The organism is uncultured Porphyromonas sp. (genome assembly GCF_900541275.1).
Taxonomy (GTDB): domain Bacteria; phylum Bacteroidota; class Bacteroidia; order Bacteroidales; family Porphyromonadaceae; genus Porphyromonas_A.
Genome location: NZ_UQJH01000001.1, coordinates 194,509 through 216,063, shown reverse-complemented (window position 1 = coordinate 216,063; position 21,555 = coordinate 194,509). Strand labels below are relative to the sequence as shown.

The following is a 21,555-nucleotide window of genomic DNA, read 5'->3' as shown; positions in this document are numbered from 1 at the left end:
TAAGTTAAATAAAACTATTCGTGAAAGCGTCCTTTTACTTTCCAAGGACAATATTGACAATCTTATGAGGTACCACTATGACCCTCTGAGGCTCTTTACCCTCAAGGTATCGCAGAGTGTCCTCAGACCGAAGCACCTCCTCCTCAATCTCTGCCTTACTCATCTCAGCAGGGAGATCCATAGTGAAGCGCACCTTACCATTGAAAGATATCGGATAAGTAATCGTGGACTCCTTGAGGAAGTCCTCATTTAGCTCCGGCCACTTGGCATCCACGACACTATCAGAGTGTCCCAGTGCATGCCACACCTCCTCAGCGAGGTGCGGAGCAAAGGGAGAGAGCATTACGACAAGGTCTTGAAGCAATGACATTGAGGTGCACTTTTGGCTCGCAAGGTCATTGGCACAGACCATCATAGCACTCACACATGTGTTGAAGGAGTAAGACTCAATGCCCTCGGTTACCTTCTTAAGAGCAGTGTGCAGGGACTTCAGAGAGTCCTTCGATGGTTTATCGTCCGTCACCTTCAGCGCCCCTTCGTCATCAAAGAAGAATCCATAGATGCGACGAAGGAAACGGAAGGCTCCATCGATTCCATTCGTATCCCAAGGCTTGGATTGCTCTATCGGGCCGAGGAACATCTCATAGACCCTCAGAGTATCAGCGCCATACTGCTCGATGATATCGTCCGGGTTGACCACATTGAGGTACGACTTGCTCATCTTCTCCACTGCACTACCGCAGATATAGGAGCCATCGTCCTCGAGGATAAAGTCTGCATCATTAAGCTCTCGCTGAGAGGCCTTGAAGGCATCCAGATCCAGTCGGTCATTATGGACGATCCCGACCGACACATGGATCGGCTGGACCTCATACGCATCTTTCTTACCCAGCGAGACGAAAGTATTGGTCCCAATGACACGATAGGCAAAGCTTGACTTTCCCTGGATCATACCTTGGTTAATCAGCTTACGGAAGGGTTCATCCTCGCAGACATAGCCGAGGTCGTAAAGGAACTTATTCCAGAAGCGACTATAGATCAGGTGGCCGGTCGCATGCTCCGTTCCCCCCACATAGACATCCACACTTCTCCAATACTCATTAGCCTCCTTGCTGACAAGTGCCTGCCTATTGTGCGGATCCATATAGCGCAGGTAGTAGGCTGAGCTGCCGGCAAATCCGGGCATCGTGCACAGCTCAAGGGGGTAGCCCTCCTTAGTACACCAGTCCTTGGCCCGACCAAGAGGTGGTTCGCCTGACTCTGTGGGGAGATACTTATCCACCTCAGGGAGCTCCAGAGGAAGCTCCGACTCATCCAGAGTGTAGGGTATGCCGTCCTTGTAGTAGACGGGGATCGGCTCTCCCCAGTATCTCTGTCGGCTGAATATCGCATCCCTCAGTCGGTAATTGACACGCTTGCGACCAAGCTTGTGCTTGTCTACGTAGTCTCTCATCGCACCGATCGCCTCATCGACACTCATCCCATCGAGGAAACCGGAGTGGATCATCGTCCCCTCGTGGCTATCGAGAGACTCCTCCCAAGATGCCGGATCGCTCACCTCAGAGCCTTTCCCCTTGACCACTTGGATGATAGGGAGAGAGAAGTGCTTTGCAAAGGCAAAGTCTCTTGAGTCGTGAGCCGGTACTGCCATCACGGCGCCGGTACCATAGCCGATGAGCACATAGTCGCTGATCCAGATCGGGATCTCCTCGCCCGTTATCGGGTGGATGGCGTAGCTGCCGGAGAAGACTCCGGAGACCGAGTGGTCCATCATACGCTCCCTCTCGGACCGCCTCTTCGTCCGATCGAGATAGGCATCGACCGCCACCCTCTGCTCGTCCGTGGTCACCTCCTCCACAAGAGAACTCTCCGGAGCCAGCACCATAAAGGTCACCCCGTAGAGCGTATCCGCCCGAGTGGTGAAGACCGTAATCGACTCGTGACTATCCTTGAGGTGAAAAGTAATCTCAGCCCCCTCAGAGCGACCGACCCAATTGCGCTGGGTCTCCTTGATCGAGGGCGTCCAGTCTATATGATCCAGCCCTGACAGAAGTCTCTCCGCATAAGCTGACACGCGAAGGCACCACTGCTTCATAACCTTCTGCTCCACAGGGTGTCCACCACGTACGGATAAGCCCTCGCTTACCTCATCATTAGCGAGTACGGTACCAAGGGCGGGACACCAATTGACCATCGTCTCGCCTCTATAAGCGAGCCGGTAATTCATTAGCACCTCCTGTTGCCTCTTCTCATCCCATCCATTCCACTCGTCAGCGCTGAACGAGAGCTCCTCGGACCCCTCAGCACTCAGTCCTTCGGTTCCCCTCTTGGACAGGTGATCCACAAGCGTGGAGATCGGCTGTGCCTTATCCTCCTCCGTATCGTAGTAAGAGTGAAACATCTGGATAAATGCCCACTGCGTCCACTTGTAATACCCCGGATCGCAAGTCATAACCGTTCGACTCCAGTCGTAGGAGAAGCCAATGTTGTCCAGCTGCTTCCTGTACCTGTCGGTATTGATCTTGGTAGTGACGGCAGGATGCTGTCCGGTCTGGATCGCATACTGCTCTGCCGGCAGACCATAGGCATCATATCCCATAGGGTGCAGGACATTGAAGCCGCAGAGCCGCTTGTACCTACTTAGTATGTCTGAGGCAATGTAGCCAAGCGGATGCCCCACATGGAGACCGGCTCCAGAGGGGTAAGGGAACATATCCAGGCAGTAAAACTTCCTCTTAGATGGCTCCTCCGTGACCTTGTATATATTGTGGTTTCGCCACCAGGCTTGCCACTTTTTCTCTATCTCTGTGAAATTGTAGGACATAAAGCTACTCTCTTGGTCTGTCAGACTATTCTATCGCGTGCAAAAATACCAAAAAATTGACAACTCTGCTTCACAGAATGACCGCTTTTCCGTGGCAATCGCCTCAGTGTTCGCCGTCTCAAGCCTAAGCCTCACGGTCCAAGCAGAGGAAGCAATTTTAATCGGATCACTACAGACTGATTATCAATAGGCAACGGGTTACATTAGGTCTATAGCAAAACCAAGCGTACCTCCGTCAAATGAACCCTCAGTCTAATATCGGTATTAGCGAATTCTTTTACCGGTATTAGTCGTCACTAATACCGGTAAAAGAATCGAGTGTGTCCGTGCTCCCTCTCGTCCGTCACAAGCTGTGGTATCAAATGGATGGACATAAGCTAAAAAAAGAGGTGTCCGCCCAGGTAAAAACGGAAGTCGTCTTAGTCGGTGACCAGCGCCCCAACCATTTCCGTAACGGACGAGAAGTGGTGTCGGGTCATATAGTCGTCGATCCCTGCTATCACACCGAGAGGAGCCAGAGGATCGACAAAATTCTGAGTGCCGATCTGAACTGCCGAGGCACCACATAGGATGAACTCGATCGCATCCCTCCAGTCGCAGATCCCACCAATACCTATCAGCGGCACATCGACGACCTGAGACACCTGCCATACCATCCTTAGTGCCACAGGCTTGACTGCAGGACCAGAGAGACCACCGGTGATGGTGGAGATCTTTGGTCTCCTATGCTCCGCATCGACTGCCATAGCCATAATGGTATTGATCAGCGATAGTGCATCAGCGCCCTCGTCTACAGCAGCCTGAGCAATGTCGGTTATGCTGGTCACATTGGGCGTTAGCTTGACGATGAGCGTCTTATCGAAGACCCTCCGCACTGCCTTTACGATCTCGGCAGTGCCTTCGCAAGAGACTCCATAGAGCATACCCCCATCCCTCACGTTTGGACAAGAGATATTCAGCTCGATCGCATGTACCAGATCGAGATCATTAAGAGCCTCTGCCACCTGTACGTAGGAGGCTATCGTGGAGCCACTTACGTTGGGTATGATCTCGGTACCAAGCCGATTGGCCTCAGGATAGATGTGATCAATCCAGTAGTCGAGCCCCTTATTTTGCAGCCCGACAGCATTGATCATCCCTGAGGGGGTCTCCGCCATTCGAGGCTTCGGATTTCCCTGACGAGGCTCCAGCGTCACCGCTTTTGCAAAGATCCCACCCAGCTGAGAGACATCGTACACCTGATTCATCAGCACACCATCACCAAAGGTTCCGGAGGCTGTCGTGACAGGATTTTTCAGCACGAGACTGCCTATCTTAGTCGTTAAGTCGTTCATCTGCTTCATTGCCACAATAGATCCTCGATATTAAACACAGGTCCCTCCGTACAGACGCATACATTACCACGCACCGTTGGCTCTACGCAGCAGAGACAGATCCCGATGCCGCAGGCCATCATATTTTCCAGGGACACTTCGCAACGGATCTTATTCCTACGGGCGATATCTGCAACCGCCTTCATCATAGGAGTGGGACCACAGCAGTATATATCAGAAAATGTCCTCTTGCCCCAGACAGTGTGCTCAGTCACGAAGCCTTGCTCGCCAAGGCTCCCATCCTCAGTAGTGATGAGAAGCTCGCCCACTTCCTCAAAGGGGGTGAGATCGGGAAAGGCACTGTCAGCGCGAGCTCCGAGGAGAAAAGTCGGCTCGTATCCTTGACTGAGTAGGTGGCGACCCATCGTCAGGAGAGGTGCAATGCCCACTCCGCCACCTACTAATAGAGGACTCTCTCCGATAGGAGCGCTGAAGTGGTTTCCAAGTGGTCCCAGTACCTCCACGCTCGTCCCTCTGGGAGCGTCTCTCAAGTAGCGTGTCGCTTTACCGGCCACTTGGATAAGTAGGTCCAAGTGATCCTCACCCCCTCCGTAGATAGAGATAGGGCGTCTCAGTAGCACCTCCGGTGCATGGATGCGTAGCTGCACGAATTGACCAGGAGCAAAGGGAGGCACCTTCACTGCCCTGTCGATAGGCTCCACACGTATGCCATAGAGCGTATCGCTGAAGTGTCGTATGTCGCACACGGACATACTAAGGTCTTTTATCTGTCGCATATATTTCACAATGTCTCCCCCACACGTCTCTTGTGATCTCTATTCAAGGTTCATCTCATACTCCCAAATTTACGATTATTACCTTATCTCTCCACACTCCCGCTATAGAAATCACTCGGATATCCACATAAGTAAACTGATATATACATGCATACAAACCACTGTACGTATACATTTAGATATTTGGTATGGATGGATCTCAGTGTCGTGCGATCGAATGCATACGATCGTGGAACAGTTGAGTCCCTAATATCTACAGGGAACAGTCGCACGATCATATGACGCATAACTATGAATACCATTAAATTACAGACGAATGTTTAGAATTAATCTAGCCTACACGGATTACGCAGCCATCGGAGTGACTGTGCAGTACGTTTCTATGAAGTATAGAATCTTGAAAACCATTAATTTAATCACATAACCATTGACACTATTCTAAGTGACTGCACACATACATTGATGCTTGTGATCGTTAATCCACCCATACAAGTGGGATTGTATCGATATTTACATATATATTTGCATAGTGGACGTGGATATATACGACCCCGGACGTAAGCTACACATTTATATATGGATATAAGGGACAGAATTAAGCTAATGATAGAGACCGAGGGAGTCACCCAAGCCGCCTTCGCAGAGTCTACCGGCATCAATACATCGACGCTGAATCACGTACTTACAGGGAGAAATAATCCCAGTATGGAGGTAATCACGAAGATACTCAGCACGTACCCCCAGTACGAGTCCGACTGGCTCATACATGGCAATGGCTCTATGTGGACTGAGGCCTATAGTGAGGAGCGAGCGAGGAGCTCCACGATCCCCCTCTTTCCAGGTGTTACAGTAGCGACGGACTCCACTACAGGACCAACTTCCGAGCCCCAGACGGGCTCTGAAAAAGCACCTACTGAGAGAAGGAGTCTTCCTTCACTCGGTCCTTTTGAGAAGGTGTCTGTCAGGCGGGTACAGAGGGTCATCATCTACTATGACGACAATACCTACGAGACACTCTACCCCTCACGCCCAGGCGATCTCCCGATCGACCCTCAGTGACGCTATCGCTGGATGCTCTTTGCAAAGCTAAGCACGACAGAGAGCGTCTTTTGATCGATTCTTGTCCTCTATACATACTCATCGGGACGTGGTGTGGGGAAGCAAATTGCACACTCATCAGATAAGATGAGAAATTTGTACCTTTGGCGTTGTAAAGGGGAAGGTTTTGCCAATTGCACACTTGTGCCTTTCCCTTCCTCCGGCACAGACGTACACACTATAGCATTATATGACAAAGCACCTCAGAGCTGCTATCACTGCCATTGGACACTATCTGCCCAAGGATATATTGACCAATGACGACATTGCCAAGATGGTTGACACCTCAGACGAGTGGATCACGACACGCGTCGGCATCCATCAGCGTCACATACTGAGAGACCGCACTGAGGGAGCCTCTTTGCTGGGCGTAGAGGCGATCCGTAACTTGGTAAGACGCCACCCAATGGATCTATCGACGATAGATATGGTGATCTGCTCCACTAACTCCCCGGACTACATCTTCCCATCAACTGCATCCATCATAGCGGCCGAGGCGGGGATCCCGGATGGCGTGCCTTGCTACGACTTTCAGGCTGCATGTAGCGGATTTATCTTCGGGTTGCAGATTGCTCGAGGCTTAGTCGAGAGTGGGCTGTATCGTAAGATCCTTCTGGTGACAGCAGAGAAGAATAGCTACTTTGCCAACCCCTCTGATCGGTCGACCCTCCCCCTCTTCGGCGATGGTGGTGCAGCGACACTTATCGAGCCAACGGAGGACGAGGTGGGGGTGATAGACGTCCTGATCGGGAATAAGAATATCGGTCACCGCGATGACTTGATCATCCCTGCAGGAGGCTCCGCCCGACCCGCCTCGCATGAGACGATTGAGAATGGGGAGCACTTCATCAAGATGAATGGGAGAGTGATCTTCAAGTGCGCTGTCTCGACTATGGGTGAGACGTCGCAGGAGGTGCTCTTACGAAATGGTCTCACCAAGGATCAAGTGGCATGGGTGGTTCCTCACCAAGCCAATCTCAGGATTATGAGTGCTGTAGCTGAGCGTCTTGAGCTACCGATGGATCGACTGTTAGTCAATATCGGGCACTGTGGCAACACCTCATCCTCATCTATACCCATTGTACTCAGTGAGTGTGAGAAGCAGATACGAAGAGGAGATAATATAGTAATGACCGCCTTTGGGGCTGGTCTCACCTATGGAACGGCCTTACTTAAGTGGGCTTACGACACACCGGAGGTGTAAGAGTGATAGAGATGGATAAGATAGAAAACTTCAAGAGCGGCTTCGTCAACATCGTTGGCAATCCCAATGTCGGCAAGTCTACCCTAATGAATCAGCTGGTAGGGGACCGACTCAGCATCATCACCAATAAGTCGCAGACGACGAGGCACCGCATTATCGGCATCGTCAATAGCGATCGTATGCAGATCGTCTATAGTGACACTCCGGGGGTGCTTAAGCCCAAGTATCGTATGCAGGAGGATATGCTCTCCTTCTCACGCAGTGCCCTTGAGGATGCCGATATCCTTCTTTATGTCACAGATACCATTGAGCAGGCGGACAAGAATGCGGACTTCGTCGCTCAAGTGGCTAAGCTTGACATCCCCGTCCTCATCCTGATCAATAAGGCGGATCTTATGAGTCAGGATGAGCTGGCAGCACTTATAGAGAGCTGGAGAGACAGGCTTCCCAATGCCACTGAGATCCTCCCTCTCGCTGCTCTGCATGGGGCCGGTATCCCTTATCTCAAGGAGCGCATCCCCGAGCTGCTCCCAGTGGCGCCCCCTTACTTTGATGAGGACGCACTGACGGACCGACCGGCGCGCTTTTTTGTCTCGGAAATTATCCGCGAAAAGATCTTCCTCTACTACAGGGAGGAGGTTCCATACTCTTGCGAGGTTGCGATAGAGTCCTTCAAGGAGTCCGATGATCTGATACGCATCACAGGGACAATCTTTGTCGAGCGAGAGTCCCAGAAGGGGATCATCATCGGCAAGGGTGGCATAGCGCTTAAGAAAGTCTCTACCCTTGCTCGGCGCAACTTAGAGAGGTTCTTCGGGAAGAAGATCTTCCTCCGCCTCGAAGTGGGGGTCTCCGATGACTGGCGCAACAGCGATCGGGCACTCCGATCCTTCGGTTACGAGTCCAAGAACTGAGTAACCTATTTCACTACCGATAACACAATAGACAGATACACCCTATGGCCAATAGCAAACTGGTAGCACTTGTCGGCCGACCCAATGTCGGCAAGTCCACCCTCTTCAATCGCCTCACCGAGTCCCGGACAGCGATCGTCTCCGACACCCCCGGCACTACCCGTGACCGTCAGTATGGTCGCTGCGAGTGGCAGGGGCGCTCCTTCAGCATAGTCGACACTGGTGGCTGGGTCGGTCAGAGTGATGAGACCTTTGAGTCCGCCATCAATAAGCAGGTAGAGATGGGTCTTGCAGAGGCTGATCTGATCGTCTTCCTCGTCGATGTGAAGGAGGGACTCACTCCACTGGATATGGAGATTGCGAATATGCTTCGTCGCACAGACAAGCCACTTATGGTGGTGGCAAATAAGGCTGACAACTTTACTATGGATGCCTACGCTGCGGAGTTTTACGCCCTCTCACTCGGGGACCCCTACCCAATCTCTGCCACCAATGGCGCCGGCACGGGTGACTTCCTCGACGCCCTGGTCTCGATGCTTCCGGAAGATAGCGTCGAGGAGGAGAAGGTACCGGATATGCTTCGTCTCGCCATCGTTGGCCGTCCCAATGCCGGTAAGTCCACCTTAGTTAATACACTATTGGATGAGGATCGCCACATTGTGACCGATGTCTCCGGCACCACGAGGGACTCCATCTACACTCATTATGATCGCTTTGGCCACAACCTCCTCCTCGTGGACACCGCTGGTGTGAGGGAGAAGAGGAAGGTGAGCGAGGACATCGAGTACTACTCGGTACTCCGTAGCATCACAGCGATAGAGAATTCTGACGTCTGCGTCCTAATGCTTGACGCCACCCAAGGCATTGAGGCCGTTGATGTCAATGTCTACTCCATCGTCCGGAAGAATAACAAGGGACTCATCGTCTGTGTCAATAAGTGGGACCTGATCGAGGAGAAAGGGAAGGAAGTAATGGAGACCTACAAGGCAGCCATCTGCGCCCGACTGGCTCCATTCACCGACTTCCCGATCCTTTTCATCTCCGCCCTGACGAGGCAAAGGGTACTTAAGATCCTTGACCTCGCTGAGGAGATCTATGCCAAGCGGAAGACTCGCATCTCCACCGGTCAGCTCAATAAGGTACTCCTCCCTATCATAGGCGCCACCCCGCCCCCAATGATCAAGGGAAAGATGATCAAGATCAAGTACATCACCATGCTCCCCGGTGTTACTGTCCCGAGCTTTGTCTTTTTCTGCAACCTGCCACAGTGGATCAAAGAGCCTTACAAGCGCTTCCTTGAGAATAAGATACGGGCCAACTGGGACTTCAGTGGCACCCCGATCAACATCTTCTTCCGAGAGAAGTGACCCCAATGGCTGAGGTAAAGAAACGGAAACGTCGTACAGCAACGGCGGAGCGGACTCGACAGCACTTCGTCAAGGTAGCTCGAGACCTCTTCGCCTCGCTGGGCTTCCGTGACACGACGATGAATGGCATCGCCAGGAGTGCCGGCAAGAGTCGTCGAACCCTTTACACTTACTTCAGCACCAAGGAGGACATTTACTTGGAGGTGATCAAGGAGGAGTTTGACTTCCTCTACAGCGAGCTGGAGAAGTTTGTTAATCAGCCCGTCCCCACACCGGAGAAACTTATGCGCTACATAGGTCGCCGTGAGGAGATGATCAATAACGTAGTAATGTGGAATGGGACACTAGAGGCTGAGTTCTTCAATGACATAGCCACCCTCGAGCGGGCCAGAGTGCGCTTCGATGTACTCGAGCGACGCCTCATCCGCCAGATGCTTCAGGAGGGGATTGCAGGGGGCTACTTTCGCCCCACCATTGACCCGACCCGCACCACGATGCTCCTGCACGCCTGCCTTAAGGGGCTCGAGGTACCCTACATCCGGGGGCAGCTGGGACGCTCACGGGAGTCGCTCATGCGCACCTACTTTATCGTCTACGACCTTATCCTCAAGGGGATAGGTAATGAGACAGAGGACAAAGAATAATCCAATACACGATATGACTACTACTCAGACTCACAAGACTGCCATCGTCACCGGTGGAAGCCGTGGCATCGGTCGCGCCATCTGTATTGAGCTTGCCTCGAGAGGCGTCCAAATAGCCTTCTGTGGCAGATCTCTCAATGCCAATACTACCTCTCTCGAGGAGGAGCTCCGTGGAATGGGAGTGGAGGCCAAGGCCTACGCTCTTGATGCTGCAGACCACGAGGCAGCCAAGGTCTTTGTCGCTGACGTGCTCAGAGACTTCGGCACCATTGATTACTTAGTTAATAATGCCGGTATCACTCGCGATGGACTCCTGATGCGCATGGACGAGGAGCAGTGGGACAGCGTTATCGGTGCAAATCTGAAGAGTGTCTTCAATGTCACCTCTGCCCTACTCCCCACTATGATCCGCGCTCGCAGCGGATCCATCGTCAGCCTCTCCTCGGTCGTTGGTCTCCACGGCAATGCCGGTCAGACCAATTACTCCGCCTCCAAAGCCGGGATCGTAGGCTTCACGAAGTCGCTCGCCAAGGAGGTGGGCAGTCGCGGCATCCGGGTGAATGCGGTCGCACCCGGATTTATCCTGACTGATATGACCTCTCAGCTAAGCGAGGAGCAGACGAAGGCGTGGACTGCAGAGATCCCGCTTCGTCGGGCAGGCACTCCGGAGGATGTTGCCCGAGCAGTTGCCTTCCTCCTCTCTGATGACGCCTCCTACATCACCGGACAGGTGCTGCAGGTCTGTGGCGGTATGGCACTCTGATCCGATGGAGGTACTCTACGAGGACAACCACCTGCTCGCTGTCTCCAAGGCTCCCGGTGAGATCGTACAGGGGGACCGTACCGGGGATGAACCACTTGTAGAGACCTGTAAAGCCTATATAAAGGAGAAATACAAGAAACCCGGTGCTGTCTTCCTCGGGGTGGCACACCGACTAGACCGACCGGTGAGCGGGGTGGTGCTCTTCGCTCGCACCAGCAAGGCACTCACCCGACTCAATGACGCCTTTCGCCGTAGGGACGACCTTGAGAAGGTCTACCTCGCCCTTGTCGAGGGACGCCCGGAGCGTCCTGTTGCCACTCTGACCCACCATCTCCTTCGCAATAGGGATCAAAATAAGAGCTACTCGGTCCGCGTGGGGACAAAGGAGTCGAAGGAGGCGGTGCTGGAGTATCGAGTGGTGGCTCAGCCTACCGAAGGGCAGACGCTACTGGAGATCCACCTCCACACCGGACGGCATCACCAGATCCGTGCCCAGCTGGCAGCCATAGGCTGCCCGATCGTCGGTGATGTCAAGTATGGCGCCTCTCACCCCCTCCCAGATGCGTCCATAGCTCTCCACGCCCGCTCACTCACGCTGATCCACCCGGTCCGACGGGAGCCGATCACCTTCACTGCCCCACTTCCCTCCACCCCCGTCTGGGATCCTGTCCGAGACCTATAATACAAGAGAGGCTGTCCGAGATGATCGGGCAGCCTCTCTTTTGCTTTGTAGGGCTCGTGTTACTTCTTATTGAGCCACTTATTCATCCAGTCGATCCAGGTGCGATAGAAGAGGACGCTATTCTGTGGCTTCAGGATCCAGTGGCTCTCGTCGGGGAAGTAAAGCATACGAGAGGGGATGCCTCGCAGCTGAGCAGCGTTGAAGGCCTGCATACCCTGAGAGTAGAGGATGCGGAAGTCATACCCACCGGCGATGCAGAGGATCGGCGTGTCCCACTTGTCGACGAAGTGGTGAGGTGAGAAGGAGTAAGAGTTGCGTACTCGCTCCTTATCTGTCTCCCAGAAGGGACCACCGAGGTCCCAGTTGGTAAACCAGAGCTCCTCTGTCTCCAGATACTGCGCATCGAGATTGAACATCCCGGCGTGAGCAGCGAACGCCTTGAAGCGGCCCTCATGGTGCCCGGCGAGATAGTAGACAGAGAATCCTCCATAGCTGGCACCGGTGGCACCGAGCCGATCCTTATCCACATAGGGCAGTGTGGCAGCATAGTCGATCGCAGAGAGATAGTCCTTGATATTCTGACCACCATAGTCACCGGAGATCTGCTCCGTCCACTCCTTACCATTACCGATGGTGCCGCGACGATTAGGCGCTACCATGATGAAGCCAGCGGAGGCAAAGGTGCGGAAGTTCCAGCGGTAGCTCCAGAATTGTGTCACCGGGCTCTGTGGACCTCCCTCGCAGAAGAGGACGGTGGGATACTTTTTACTGGGGTCAAAGTTGGGCGGCAGGATGAACCAAGTGATCATATCCTTGCCATCGGTCGTCTTGACGATGTGACGCTGTACAGTTACATTGGTATAGTCAGCAAGGAAGGCATCATTGTCAGGGGTCAGCTTCGTCGCCTCCCCCCTTGCTACATCGTAAGCAAAGGCGGAGGTCGGCTCAGCCATCGACTGTATGGTGAGGAGCATCTCCTTACCCTCGCCTGCGAAACCCGTCACATCGGCGAGATCGTACTTTGTCATCTGCTCAGCCTTCCCGGTCTCGATATTGATGCTAAAGAGATTGGACGTGCCGTGATCCGGGGTAACGAAGCGGAGCTTCTTACCACAAGAGCACCAGCCCAGCTGCTGTGGGTAGTACTCATAGTCCTTGGAGACAAAGGTCTTCTTCCCGCTCTTCATATCCATCACGAAGATCCTCGGGAGGTCCGATTCACAGCCGTCATGCTCCATACTGAGCCACGCGAGCTTAGTCCCGTCGGGAGAGAAGGTGGGATTGGTATCGTAGCCCATCATCCCCTCAGTCAGGTTAGTCGTCTTGCCACTCTGGAGGTCAAAGAGATAAATATCCGTATTGGTCGAGACAGCGTATTCCTTGCCCACCTTCTTACGGCACGAGTAGGCGATCTGCTTGCTGTCCTTGGTCCAGCTCAGCTGCTCTGTACCGCCAAAGGGCTTGGTCGGCAACTCAAAGAGCTCGCCCTCATTGAGGATTGAGCGAAGCTCCTTGGAGACATTGCCATCGGTGCCTACCGTGGCGATGAAGGACTGAGGCACGGAGACATTCCACTCATCCCAATGCTTGTACATCAAGTCGTCGTAGATATGCCCGGTCTGCTTCCCGAGATCAGGGTTCTCCTCCTTGGAGATCTCCGGGAGCATCACCTCGCGGATGACGACCACCTTCTTCCGATCGGGAGAGTAAAGGAAGTCGATCACATCGAAGTCATAGTCCGACACCACGCGGAGGTTACTGCCGTCTAAGTTGCAGAGAGCGATCTGAGCTTTATCGCCCTTTGTGGAGACAAAAGCAATCGTCTGATCATCGAGGAAAATCGGAGAGTGACCGGCATTCTTGCCGAGGATGGCTCGTCCGCTACCAGGCTTACCAGTCTCACCGACCATGATCTCGGAGTAGAAGTTATTCTGCTCGAGCTGAGCCATAGTGCGGGTGTAGATGAAGTGCTTCCCGTCCGGAGAGAGCTGGATGCCCCCGATGCGATAAAGCTTGTGCATCGCCTCAGCGGTGAAGACTTTACCCTCGCCGGCGGTCTCACTTGCCGTTGTTGCACTCACCGGAGAGCATAGCATAAGTGCTCCGGTCGCCGCAAGGGTCATAAGGGATAAGAATTTTGACATGTGTACGTGTTATGATTAAAAAGGTATTTGTGCTTCGTACTTCACAATTGCGAAAGTACACAATTATTACGACACCTCCCGACCATAGCAGTCAGAAAAGTTAGTCAGAGAGCGACGAATGGGGCATATACCCCTCATAGGAGCGGACAAATAGACACTAAAAGCAGCATTGATGACTTATTCCGGCACTACAAAGCGCTTGCGATAGTCCTCGAGGCCTATCACCACCATCCGGCTCCTGATCAGAGACCGGACATACTCTTTTTGTCTACCGACAGATGTCAGAAAAATCGCCCCGACTGCAGGCTCAATTCTTTTACCGATATTAGTCTTGTCTAATACCGGTATTAGTCTTCTCTAATATCGGTATTAGATAGACGCCTCCATGGGCGGTTAGGATGGACGATTGACTCGGGCTTTTTCGCTCCGCATAGATTGCATCCCTGTAGGCAATCATCAGGTCGGAAAGAAGTGTGGACTTATAATATGCGTACCTACTCATCAAGATCCACCCCCTATGAGCACACGACTGCTTTCTGCAATATCGCTTCTCCATCCACCAGAGGCGGATTATTTGCTACCTTTGTAGTCAGATAGTAGTAACGTTCGACTAACTCTTCATCGGCTCTTTATATAGACTTCCATTATGTCAGCTAAGGGATATTGGCATAGGGTGAAAGACTTCTTCTACAACGTCAATCCACTCTTCCTGATGACCGGACTACTTGCCGTTATGCTTGTGGTCCCTGGTCAGCATAGTATTTGGTCTCAGATCAAGACCTCCCGACAGCTCAAGGAGAAGCAGGAGGAGTATCAGTACTACAAGGATGAGATCAAGAAGTCTCAGAGACACCTTGATGAGATCAAGTACAAGCGTGATATGCTCGAGAAGTATGCGAGAGAGCGCTATCTAATGAAGGAGAAGGACGAAGATCTCTACTTGCTCACAGACCCGGACAAGAAGTAATGACAGACCTACAGAGTGGTAGTCAGAAGAGACCACACATGACCATCAGTAGCACTCTCTACCCGACAGGCTTGATAGCCTGCGCCCTCGGGGCCATTCTCCATATCTGGCTTCCCCAGGTGGGCGGATGGACCCTCTTTGCAGGCGGGCTCTTGATCATCATCAGCCATATTTCCGATGCCCGTCGGGTGAGTACTCTCGGGGTACGTGCCAAGCGACTGATGCGGATGAACTTCCTCGGTGCTGCTATGTACATGATTGCCGGGGGCTCTGCTGTAGAGGGCAGGAGTATGTGGATCCTCTTCTTCGTGATCGGTACGGTCTTCGTTGCCTACACTTTTTTTGCCCTCAGTCACACAGAAAAGGAAAATAAACTATGACGCGACAGCTTGTCATCATACCTACCTATAATGAGATAGAGAATATCCGTGCCATCACGGCCGCTGTGCTGGAGCTGAGCGATCCCTCCTTTGACATCCTTGTCGTGGACGACGGTTCGCCCGACGGCACCGGTGCCGAGGTGACCAAGATCGCTGAGGAGCTACCGGGACGGGTCTTCCTGCTCAGTCGCAGTGGCAAGCAGGGGCTGGGGACTGCCTATATTGCTGGATTCAAGTGGGCTCTCGAGCACGAGTACGACTACATCTTGGAGATGGATGCCGACTTTAGCCACGATCCCAAGTCTCTACCCAAGCTCTACGAGGCGTGTCACAGTGGCGGAGCTGACGTGGCGGTGGGGTCGAGATACCTGACCGGTATCAATGTGGTCAATTGGCCTCTTGGTCGCGTGCTGATGAGCTACTTTGCCTCCCTCTACGTCCGTACGATCACGGGGATGAAGGTCTATGACGCCACGGCAGGCTTTGTCTGCTACCGCTCCGAGGTGCTTCGGGCGATTGACTTGGATAAGATCCACTTCAAGGGGTACGCCTTCCAGATCGAGATGAAGTACACAGCGACGCTCTGTGGCTTCAGGATACAGGAGGTGCCGATTATCTTTGTGAATAGGCGACTGGGAGTCAGCAAGATGAGCTCAGGTATCTTTGGCGAAGCTTTCTTCGGTGTGCTTAAGATGCGTTACTGGTCACTCACCCACAAGATACCCAAGACAACAGGATATGAGAAGAGACGAGAAGAGACTACTGATCCACGACGCTGAGATCGTCAATGAGGGCGAGTCATTCCGTGGCTCGATCCTGATCACCGGGGAGCGTATCACGGAGATCATCCGCGACGAGGAGCCCCTACCCTCAGCTGATGAGGTCCTCGAGGCAGAGGGACTGCTCTGCCTACCGGGGGTGATCGATATGCATGTCCACTTCCGGGAGCCGGGGCTGACCGCCAAGGGCTCGATCACCTCGGAGAGTGGCGCTGCCCTGCTGGGAGGAGTCACCTCCTATGCCGAGATGCCCAATACCCTCCCTCAGACCACCACACTTGAGACGTGGGAGGACAAGATGAGACGCGCTGAGGAGGAGTCGATGGGGAATTATTCCTTTATGTTCGGCGCTACGAATGAGAATGTAGACCTGCTCTCAAGGCTTGATCTGAAGCACACCCCAGGGGTAAAGGTCTTTATGGGCTCCAGCACCGGCAATATGCTGGTCGACTCTCCGGAGACGCTCCGTCGGATCTTTACGGAGTGTCCCACACTGATCTGCATCCATAGTGAGGATGAGGAGATCATCCGGGCCAATAAGGCGAAGTATACTGCACTGTACGGAGATGATCCGGAGGTAAAGTTTCATCCCCTTATCAGGAGTCGAGAGGCGTGCTATGAGTGTAGCAGACGAGCAGTCGCCATGGCGGAGGAGACAGGGGCAAGACTTCACATTCTCCACCTCTCCACGGAGGACGAGCTGTCATTGCTGAGGCCTCGCACAGCAGAGGGATTCGGCAGCAAGAGGATCACCGGGGAGGTCTGCGTGCACTACCTCTGGTTTACCGATAAGGACTACGAGCGACTTGGGGCAAGGGTAAAGTGGAATCCCGCCATCAAGACCGAGCGCGACCGAGCTGCCCTGAGAGCCGCCATCAATAGCGGCCTCGTCGATGTGGTTTCGACAGACCACTCGCCCCACCTGCCGGAAGAGAAGGTGGGCGGCGCCCTGGAAGCAAAGAGCGGCGGACCGCTGGTGCAGTTTTCCCTACCCCTTATGCTGGAGCTGGTCCGTGAGGGGATTTTCCCGATCGAGCGGGTAGTGGAGTATATGGCACACAATCCCGCCCTACTCTACGGCATCGAGGAGCGAGGATTTATCCGTAAGGGCTACTACGCTGACTTGGTGCTGGTAGACCCTCATAAGAGTACTACCGTGACAAAGGAGGTGATCCGAAGCAAGTGTGGATGGAGTCCCTTTGAGGGAGAGACCTTCCGTAGCAGCGTCGTCGGGACGATACTTAATGGAGCTCCTGTAGTGCGAGGAGGAGTGCTCGATGAGGCACTTGCTCTCCGCTCGAAGAGAGCTCTCACCTTTGGCAATCGACTTCCGAGATGAGCAGGAGTAGCCTTTTTCCTATCCTTGCTACCTGCTGCCTTATGCTCCTCGGTGGAGGAAGGGCACTGGGACAGATCGACATCGACAAGCAACTTCGGGATCGTATCATCGCCCCCGACTCGCTACTCAATGACGACACCGATGCAGATCGGCACGGGACGCTCGAGAGCTACTACCTGACCGGTCGCACGGGAGACCTGCGACCGGCTCCCATTGATACCCTCAAGCTCAATTCCTTCAGGCGAGAGCACATCGAGGGCAGGAGCGTCGCGGAGAGCTACTTAGGCACCTATGCAGGTCCCTATCAGTCCAAAGTCTACTTTGACCAGCCGATCGACCAGTGGGGAGACTTTTACTACTTGGCGCCCTACTTCCACCTTCTCAGGAGAGGGACTATGGCGAGGTACTTTGACACCAAGGTACCCTACACCTACCTTAGCGTGCAGAAGCTGGGCGGATCCAACGAGTTGGAGCAGCTCCTACATGCCCTCTTTACCACAAACCTGGGTCCCAATGTCAATCTCGGCGGGGAAGCCGAGATTGACAAGGCCAATGGCGTGTACAATAATACCGCCTCCCAAGCGCTCACCTATCGAATCTTTGGCTCCTACACCAAGGGGCGGTATGAGCTCTTTGCCGAGGTGGGGAATACCAACGTCATCAACCAGGAGAATGGCGGTATCACCGATATGAGGTATATCTCCAATGTGGAGGAGATAGCCGGCGGACGACGCACGCTGCTACCTCGCGACATCCCGACCCGATATAAGTCCACCTGGAACTCCGCCTCCTATGGTCGCGGACGGCTTCACCACAGGTATCGCCTCGGACGCTACCGAGAGTACGATAAGGATGGGAAGTTGGTCGCCCCCCCCAAGACTCCACTAAAGGACGAAGTAGCCAAGCAGGACTCACTACCAGCAGCACCGTTAGTGGCTACTGAGCCCGACTCCCTTGCAGCACCGACAGAAGCACCTAAGGAGCAGAAGATACTTAGGAGGAGTGCACCACCGAAGGATAAGGGAGACGAAGACAACAACGAGGAGAAAGACGAAGTAGTGAAGAAGGTCTTCGTCCCCGTCACCTCGATCTTCCATGACCTGACGATAGAGCGAGGCAGCCACGAGTTTGTCTCTCAGGATCCTGCCTTGCTTGATCGATTTAAGGAGAAATTCATCCCCAAGCAGGAGGGGATGAAGTACTATCCTTACGAACGCTTCAGCAGCGCTACCATATCGAATACCGTGGGTGTAGAGCTGATGGAGGGCTTCCACAAGTGGGCGAAGATGGGCATCAGCGCTTTTGCCTCCTTTGACTACCAGATCAATAAGCAGCCACTCATCCTGCCTGAGGATGCTGAGCGACTGGATCTCCCTTACGAAGAGCAGGGGTCCAAGCTACACTCCACCCTCGTCGGTGGGAGGATCAAGAGCGACTCCTTCAAGCACCTGAAGTGGTATGTGCAGGGACAGGTAGGTGTCGAGGGCTATCGCGCCGGTGAGATCGATGTGAGGGGTAACGTGGATCTGAGGATGAAGCTCTTCAAGAGGAACGTGATCCTGAGTGGGAATGGACTTTTCCTCAATACAGTGCCACCCTACTTCTTGGAGCACTTCAAGAGTACATTCCACGCCTGGGATAGAGACCTAAAGAATACTCAGCGGCTGAGACTCGGAGCTGACCTTACTATCCCTGCGACAGAGTCTCATCTCTTTGTACGTGCGGAGACGATCCAGCATCCCTATCAGGTCGACTCTGTGTCCTATCAGCCGATCCAGCATGAGGGCAACGTCAGAGTGATCAGTGCTGGCTTTGACCAAGCAGTAAGGTGGAGGTTTGTCAATCTCGAGACCTCCTTCGTCTGGCAGAGTAGTAGCGACAGCTACGTGATCCCGATGCCGGAGTTTGCTGCGTATGCCAATCTCTACTTCAGCGGACTCATTGCCAAGGTGATGACCCTGCAGGTGGGTGTGGATGCCAAGTGGCACAGCAGCTATACGGCACCCTACTATGAGCCGACTACACAGATGTTTACCCCTCAGGATAAGATCCTTATCGGTGGGGACGCTCCTATGATGACAGCGTATGCCAATTTTCATCTCAAGCGAGCACGCGTCTTCGTGAGATACTACAATGTCGGCTCGCAGATATTAAAGCCTAACCACTTCACTATGCCCTACTACCCCACTTACCCACCTCAGGTGCAGTTTGGTGTAGTTGTGGACCTAAAGAATTGATACCCGAGTATGAAGGTCAGTAGATCCTATGCATCCTTGATTGGGGCGCTCGTGGTGATCCTCGGGGTACTCCTTTTTATCGTACTTCGCCGAGGCACTTCCCAGCGAGAGACTCTTGGCCCGATAGAGAGGATGGCACAAGTCCCCACAGGAGATAGTCTTCATCCACTACGGATAGCGGTGGTAATGGAGCCGGGGCTCTTTGAGATCGATGAAAAGGGGGAGATCTCCGGAAGCTTGCCTGCGGTGGCAGACAGGCTGCTGACCGGCATAAGCTATATATGGGTGCCGGTATCTGAGAAGAGCCTTGGGACAGACTTGCTGAGGGAGAAGAGGGTCGACATACTAGCCACTCAGCAAGCCTCCACAGATCTATCGGAGAGCTCCGACCTCCTCACGACAGACCCAATCAGTAGCTCGCACTATGCACTGATGAGTCTGCAGGACAGTCTCTCCTGGGGTGATGTACTGAGTGGTCCCAGTCCCGTGGAGGTCTACTACTCTGCCGAGGACAGGGAGGTGCGCCTGATCCTCCAAAACCTCCACGACATCTCCTATACGGCCATCCGACCATGCGAGATCGATCTGCCGCCTCTCGAGATGATGCTGGAGATGGTAAAGGGGAAGATCTACTTCGCGGTGGTGAAGCATAACCTCGCCAAAGAGATGGCTGAGCGCTTTCCACAGATCCGAGTGGTTACTGACATATCGCTGGAGGCACCCCAGGTATGGCTCATCAGGTCTGATGCAGAGAGTCTGAGAGACACCCTCAATCAGAGGATCCGCAAGACAGATACGACAGAACAATAGTACGTAAGATAGAAATATGACCAAGCAAGAGTCACAGATAGACTCCTTTTATGACTTTGGTCTCCACCCTGATGTCGAGGATGCGGTGGAGACAATGAACTATGGCAAGCCCTCTCCGGTACAGGCAGCAACGATTCCCCTAATTATGGACGGTGAGGATATCATCGCCTGTGCTCAGACCGGTACCGGCAAGACTGCTGCCTATCTACTCCCGGTCCTGAGCGAATTAGCCTACGGGGATTACCCAAAGGATCACGTCAATTGCGTCATTATGGCGCCGACGAGAGAGCTGGCGCAGCAGATCGACCGTCAGATCGATGGCTTTGCCTATTACGTCAAGGTCAATGCTCAGCCGATCTACGGAGGGACCGACGGCATAGAGTATGAGCAGCAACGCAGAGCGCTGGCCAAGGGTGCCGATATTATCGTAGCCACCCCCGGGCGCCTGCTGTCCCATATTGATATGAACTCAGTTGACCTCTCACAGGTGAGCTTCTTCATCCTCGATGAGGCAGACCGGATGCTGGATATGGGCTTCTCGGAGGATATACTCAAGATCCAGTCCCTCTTGCCAAAGAAAGGTGTGCAGACCGTGATGTTCTCTGCCACTATGCCGGAGCAGATCCGAACCTTTGCCCGCAAGATTATGCGTCGGCCAAAGGAGGTCAATATCGCCATCTCACGTCCCCCTGAGAGCATCAGCCAGTCCGCTTTCGTTGTGTCCGATGACGATAAGCTATCACTATTGGTATCACTACTCAATGAGCAGCGACCGGAGAGGTGCATCGTCTTCCTCGCAGCTAAGAAGAGGGTCAAGGAGGCTGCTCGTATGTTGCGTATGCAAGGGCACTCGGTCGAGCAGATGCACTCCGACCTGAGCCAGGAGGAGCGCAATGAGGTGATGCACCGCTTCCGAAATGGACATGCCAGCGTCATCGTGGCTACCGATATCCTCTCACGCGGCATCGACATCGATAATATCGAGCTGATCATCAACTTCGACGTGCCTTCCGACCCGGAGGACTATGTCCACCGCATTGGTCGCACATCGCGCGGAGACAACCTGGGTGGCTCAGCAGTCACCTTTGTCTCCCCGAGGGATAAGGACTCATTTGCCAGGATCGAGAAATTCCTCGGCTACAAGTTGCAGCGACCGGACTTCCCGGCAGACTTTAAGCCTGGTAAGCCAAGCTCCTCAGAGGATAGAGGAAAGGGTCGCTCCGGTAGACGAGGAGGATCCTCTCGTGGTAGAGGTGGGAGAAGACCCGGTAACCGATCTAAGAAATAAGACCA

At 53.5% G+C, this 21,555-nt stretch carries 18 protein-coding genes; 14 read left to right on the top strand and 4 right to left on the bottom strand.

Annotated features, from left to right (window positions below):
• Nucleotides 1-34 precede the first annotated feature (34 nt).
• The 3 genes from leuS to QZR17_RS00865 all read right to left on the bottom strand — a co-directional run bounded on the left by leuS (nt 35) and on the right by QZR17_RS00865 (nt 4,934).
• Nucleotides 35-2,824 carry a leucine--tRNA ligase gene (leuS, locus tag QZR17_RS00875; RefSeq protein ID WP_297126491.1) on the bottom strand — a complete coding sequence of 930 codons (2,790 nt, stop codon included), beginning with the start codon at nt 2,822-2,824 and terminating at the stop codon, nt 35-37.
• Nucleotides 2,825-3,243: 419 nt separating this feature from the next.
• The gene (locus QZR17_RS00870) at nt 3,244-4,158 is read right to left on the bottom strand and encodes a dihydroorotate dehydrogenase (protein WP_297126488.1); all 915 of its coding nucleotides are present in this window, start codon (nt 4,156-4,158) and stop codon (nt 3,244-3,246) included.
• Nucleotides 4,159-4,163: 5 nt separating this feature from the next.
• Nucleotides 4,164-4,934 (bottom strand): dihydroorotate dehydrogenase electron transfer subunit, encoded by a 771-nt coding sequence (locus QZR17_RS00865; protein ID WP_297126485.1) that lies wholly within the window; start codon nt 4,932-4,934, stop codon nt 4,164-4,166.
• 603 nt (nt 4,935-5,537) lie between these two features.
• On the opposite strand from QZR17_RS00865, the gene QZR17_RS00860 reads away from it, so the two are divergent.
• The 7 genes from QZR17_RS00860 (at nt 5,538) to QZR17_RS00830 (ending at nt 11,606) form a co-directional block, all read left to right on the top strand.
• On the top strand, nt 5,538-5,993 hold the full coding sequence (locus QZR17_RS00860; protein WP_297126481.1) for a helix-turn-helix transcriptional regulator: 456 nt from the start codon (nt 5,538-5,540) through the stop codon (nt 5,991-5,993).
• 229 nt (nt 5,994-6,222) lie between these two features.
• Nucleotides 6,223-7,236, top strand: a complete 1,014-nt coding sequence (locus QZR17_RS00855; protein ID WP_297126478.1) for a beta-ketoacyl-ACP synthase III — start codon at nt 6,223-6,225, stop codon at nt 7,234-7,236.
• An 11-nt stretch (nt 7,237-7,247) separates the two neighbouring features.
• On the top strand, nt 7,248-8,150 hold the full coding sequence (gene era, locus QZR17_RS00850) for a GTPase Era (protein ID WP_297126475.1): 903 nt from the start codon (nt 7,248-7,250) through the stop codon (nt 8,148-8,150).
• A gap of 44 nt (nt 8,151-8,194) precedes the next feature.
• Nucleotides 8,195-9,517 carry a ribosome biogenesis GTPase Der gene (gene der, locus QZR17_RS00845; protein ID WP_296161212.1) on the top strand — a complete coding sequence of 441 codons (1,323 nt, stop codon included), beginning with the start codon at nt 8,195-8,197 and terminating at the stop codon, nt 9,515-9,517.
• A gap of 5 nt (nt 9,518-9,522) precedes the next feature.
• Nucleotides 9,523-10,161 carry a TetR/AcrR family transcriptional regulator gene (locus QZR17_RS00840; RefSeq protein ID WP_297126472.1) on the top strand — a complete coding sequence of 213 codons (639 nt, stop codon included), beginning with the start codon at nt 9,523-9,525 and terminating at the stop codon, nt 10,159-10,161.
• 13 nt (nt 10,162-10,174) lie between these two features.
• A complete protein-coding gene (gene fabG / locus QZR17_RS00835) occupies nt 10,175-10,924 on the top strand; it encodes a 3-oxoacyl-[acyl-carrier-protein] reductase (protein ID WP_297126470.1) in 750 nt (249 codons plus the stop codon).
• Between the two features lie 4 nt (nt 10,925-10,928).
• Entirely contained in the window at nt 10,929-11,606 is a 678-nt protein-coding gene (locus QZR17_RS00830; protein WP_297126467.1) for an RluA family pseudouridine synthase, read from the top strand.
• Between the two features lie 59 nt (nt 11,607-11,665).
• On the opposite strand, the gene QZR17_RS00825 is transcribed toward QZR17_RS00830, so the two are convergent.
• Nucleotides 11,666-13,750: a S9 family peptidase gene (locus QZR17_RS00825; protein ID WP_297126464.1), complete on the bottom strand. Its 2,085-nt coding sequence runs from the start codon at nt 13,748-13,750 to the stop codon at nt 11,666-11,668.
• 646 nt (nt 13,751-14,396) lie between these two features.
• Between QZR17_RS00825 and QZR17_RS00820 the strand changes: the two genes are divergently transcribed.
• From QZR17_RS00820 to QZR17_RS00790, 7 genes are read left to right on the top strand one after another with little or no spacing between them, the layout of a single operon-like run.
• Entirely contained in the window at nt 14,397-14,717 is a 321-nt protein-coding gene (locus QZR17_RS00820; RefSeq protein WP_297126461.1) for a septum formation initiator family protein, read from the top strand.
• A 38-nt stretch (nt 14,718-14,755) separates the two neighbouring features.
• Nucleotides 14,756-15,097: a hypothetical protein gene (locus QZR17_RS00815; RefSeq protein ID WP_297126458.1), complete on the top strand. Its 342-nt coding sequence runs from the start codon at nt 14,756-14,758 to the stop codon at nt 15,095-15,097.
• Nucleotides 15,094-15,876, top strand: coding sequence for a polyprenol monophosphomannose synthase (locus QZR17_RS00810; RefSeq protein ID WP_297126456.1), 783 nt, complete (start codon nt 15,094-15,096; stop codon nt 15,874-15,876). Before QZR17_RS00815 ends, QZR17_RS00810 begins: the two co-directional genes overlap by 4 nt.
• Nucleotides 15,836-17,215, top strand: coding sequence for a dihydroorotase (locus tag QZR17_RS00805; RefSeq protein ID WP_297126454.1), 1,380 nt, complete (start codon nt 15,836-15,838; stop codon nt 17,213-17,215). Before QZR17_RS00810 ends, QZR17_RS00805 begins: the two co-directional genes overlap by 41 nt.
• Nucleotides 17,212-19,452 (top strand): putative porin, encoded by a 2,241-nt coding sequence (locus QZR17_RS00800; protein WP_297126451.1) that lies wholly within the window; start codon nt 17,212-17,214, stop codon nt 19,450-19,452. Before QZR17_RS00805 ends, QZR17_RS00800 begins: the two co-directional genes overlap by 4 nt.
• Before the next feature lie 9 nt (nt 19,453-19,461).
• Entirely contained in the window at nt 19,462-20,262 is an 801-nt protein-coding gene (locus QZR17_RS00795) for a hypothetical protein (protein ID WP_297126448.1), read from the top strand.
• A 16-nt stretch (nt 20,263-20,278) separates the two neighbouring features.
• The gene (locus tag QZR17_RS00790) at nt 20,279-21,550 is read left to right on the top strand and encodes a DEAD/DEAH box helicase (RefSeq protein ID WP_297126446.1); all 1,272 of its coding nucleotides are present in this window, start codon (nt 20,279-20,281) and stop codon (nt 21,548-21,550) included.
• Nucleotides 21,551-21,555 lie beyond the last annotated feature (5 nt).

Excerpts from the sequence above, each read along its gene's own strand:
- leuS (WP_297126491.1), bottom strand. The coding sequence starts at position 2,824 with ATGTCCTACAATTTCACAGAGATAGAGAAAAAGTGGCAAGCCTGGTGG.
- QZR17_RS00870 (WP_297126488.1), bottom strand. The coding sequence starts at position 4,158 with ATGAACGACTTAACGACTAAGATAGGCAGTCTCGTGCTGAAAAATCCT.
- QZR17_RS00865 (WP_297126485.1), bottom strand. The coding sequence starts at position 4,934 with ATGCGACAGATAAAAGACCTTAGTATGTCCGTGTGCGACATACGACAC.
- QZR17_RS00860 (WP_297126481.1), top strand. The coding sequence starts at position 5,538 with ATGATAGAGACCGAGGGAGTCACCCAAGCCGCCTTCGCAGAGTCTACC.
- QZR17_RS00855 (WP_297126478.1), top strand. The coding sequence starts at position 6,223 with ATGACAAAGCACCTCAGAGCTGCTATCACTGCCATTGGACACTATCTG.
- era (WP_297126475.1), top strand. The coding sequence starts at position 7,248 with ATGGATAAGATAGAAAACTTCAAGAGCGGCTTCGTCAACATCGTTGGC.
- der (WP_296161212.1), top strand. The coding sequence starts at position 8,195 with ATGGCCAATAGCAAACTGGTAGCACTTGTCGGCCGACCCAATGTCGGC.
- QZR17_RS00840 (WP_297126472.1), top strand. The coding sequence starts at position 9,523 with ATGGCTGAGGTAAAGAAACGGAAACGTCGTACAGCAACGGCGGAGCGG.
- fabG (WP_297126470.1), top strand. The coding sequence starts at position 10,175 with ATGACTACTACTCAGACTCACAAGACTGCCATCGTCACCGGTGGAAGC.
- QZR17_RS00830 (WP_297126467.1), top strand. The coding sequence starts at position 10,929 with ATGGAGGTACTCTACGAGGACAACCACCTGCTCGCTGTCTCCAAGGCT.
- QZR17_RS00825 (WP_297126464.1), bottom strand. The coding sequence starts at position 13,750 with ATGTCAAAATTCTTATCCCTTATGACCCTTGCGGCGACCGGAGCACTT.
- QZR17_RS00820 (WP_297126461.1), top strand. The coding sequence starts at position 14,397 with ATGTCAGCTAAGGGATATTGGCATAGGGTGAAAGACTTCTTCTACAAC.
- QZR17_RS00815 (WP_297126458.1), top strand. The coding sequence starts at position 14,756 with ATGACCATCAGTAGCACTCTCTACCCGACAGGCTTGATAGCCTGCGCC.
- QZR17_RS00810 (WP_297126456.1), top strand. The coding sequence starts at position 15,094 with ATGACGCGACAGCTTGTCATCATACCTACCTATAATGAGATAGAGAAT.
- QZR17_RS00805 (WP_297126454.1), top strand. The coding sequence starts at position 15,836 with ATGAGAAGAGACGAGAAGAGACTACTGATCCACGACGCTGAGATCGTC.
- QZR17_RS00800 (WP_297126451.1), top strand. The coding sequence starts at position 17,212 with ATGAGCAGGAGTAGCCTTTTTCCTATCCTTGCTACCTGCTGCCTTATG.
- QZR17_RS00795 (WP_297126448.1), top strand. The coding sequence starts at position 19,462 with ATGAAGGTCAGTAGATCCTATGCATCCTTGATTGGGGCGCTCGTGGTG.
- QZR17_RS00790 (WP_297126446.1), top strand. The coding sequence starts at position 20,279 with ATGACCAAGCAAGAGTCACAGATAGACTCCTTTTATGACTTTGGTCTC.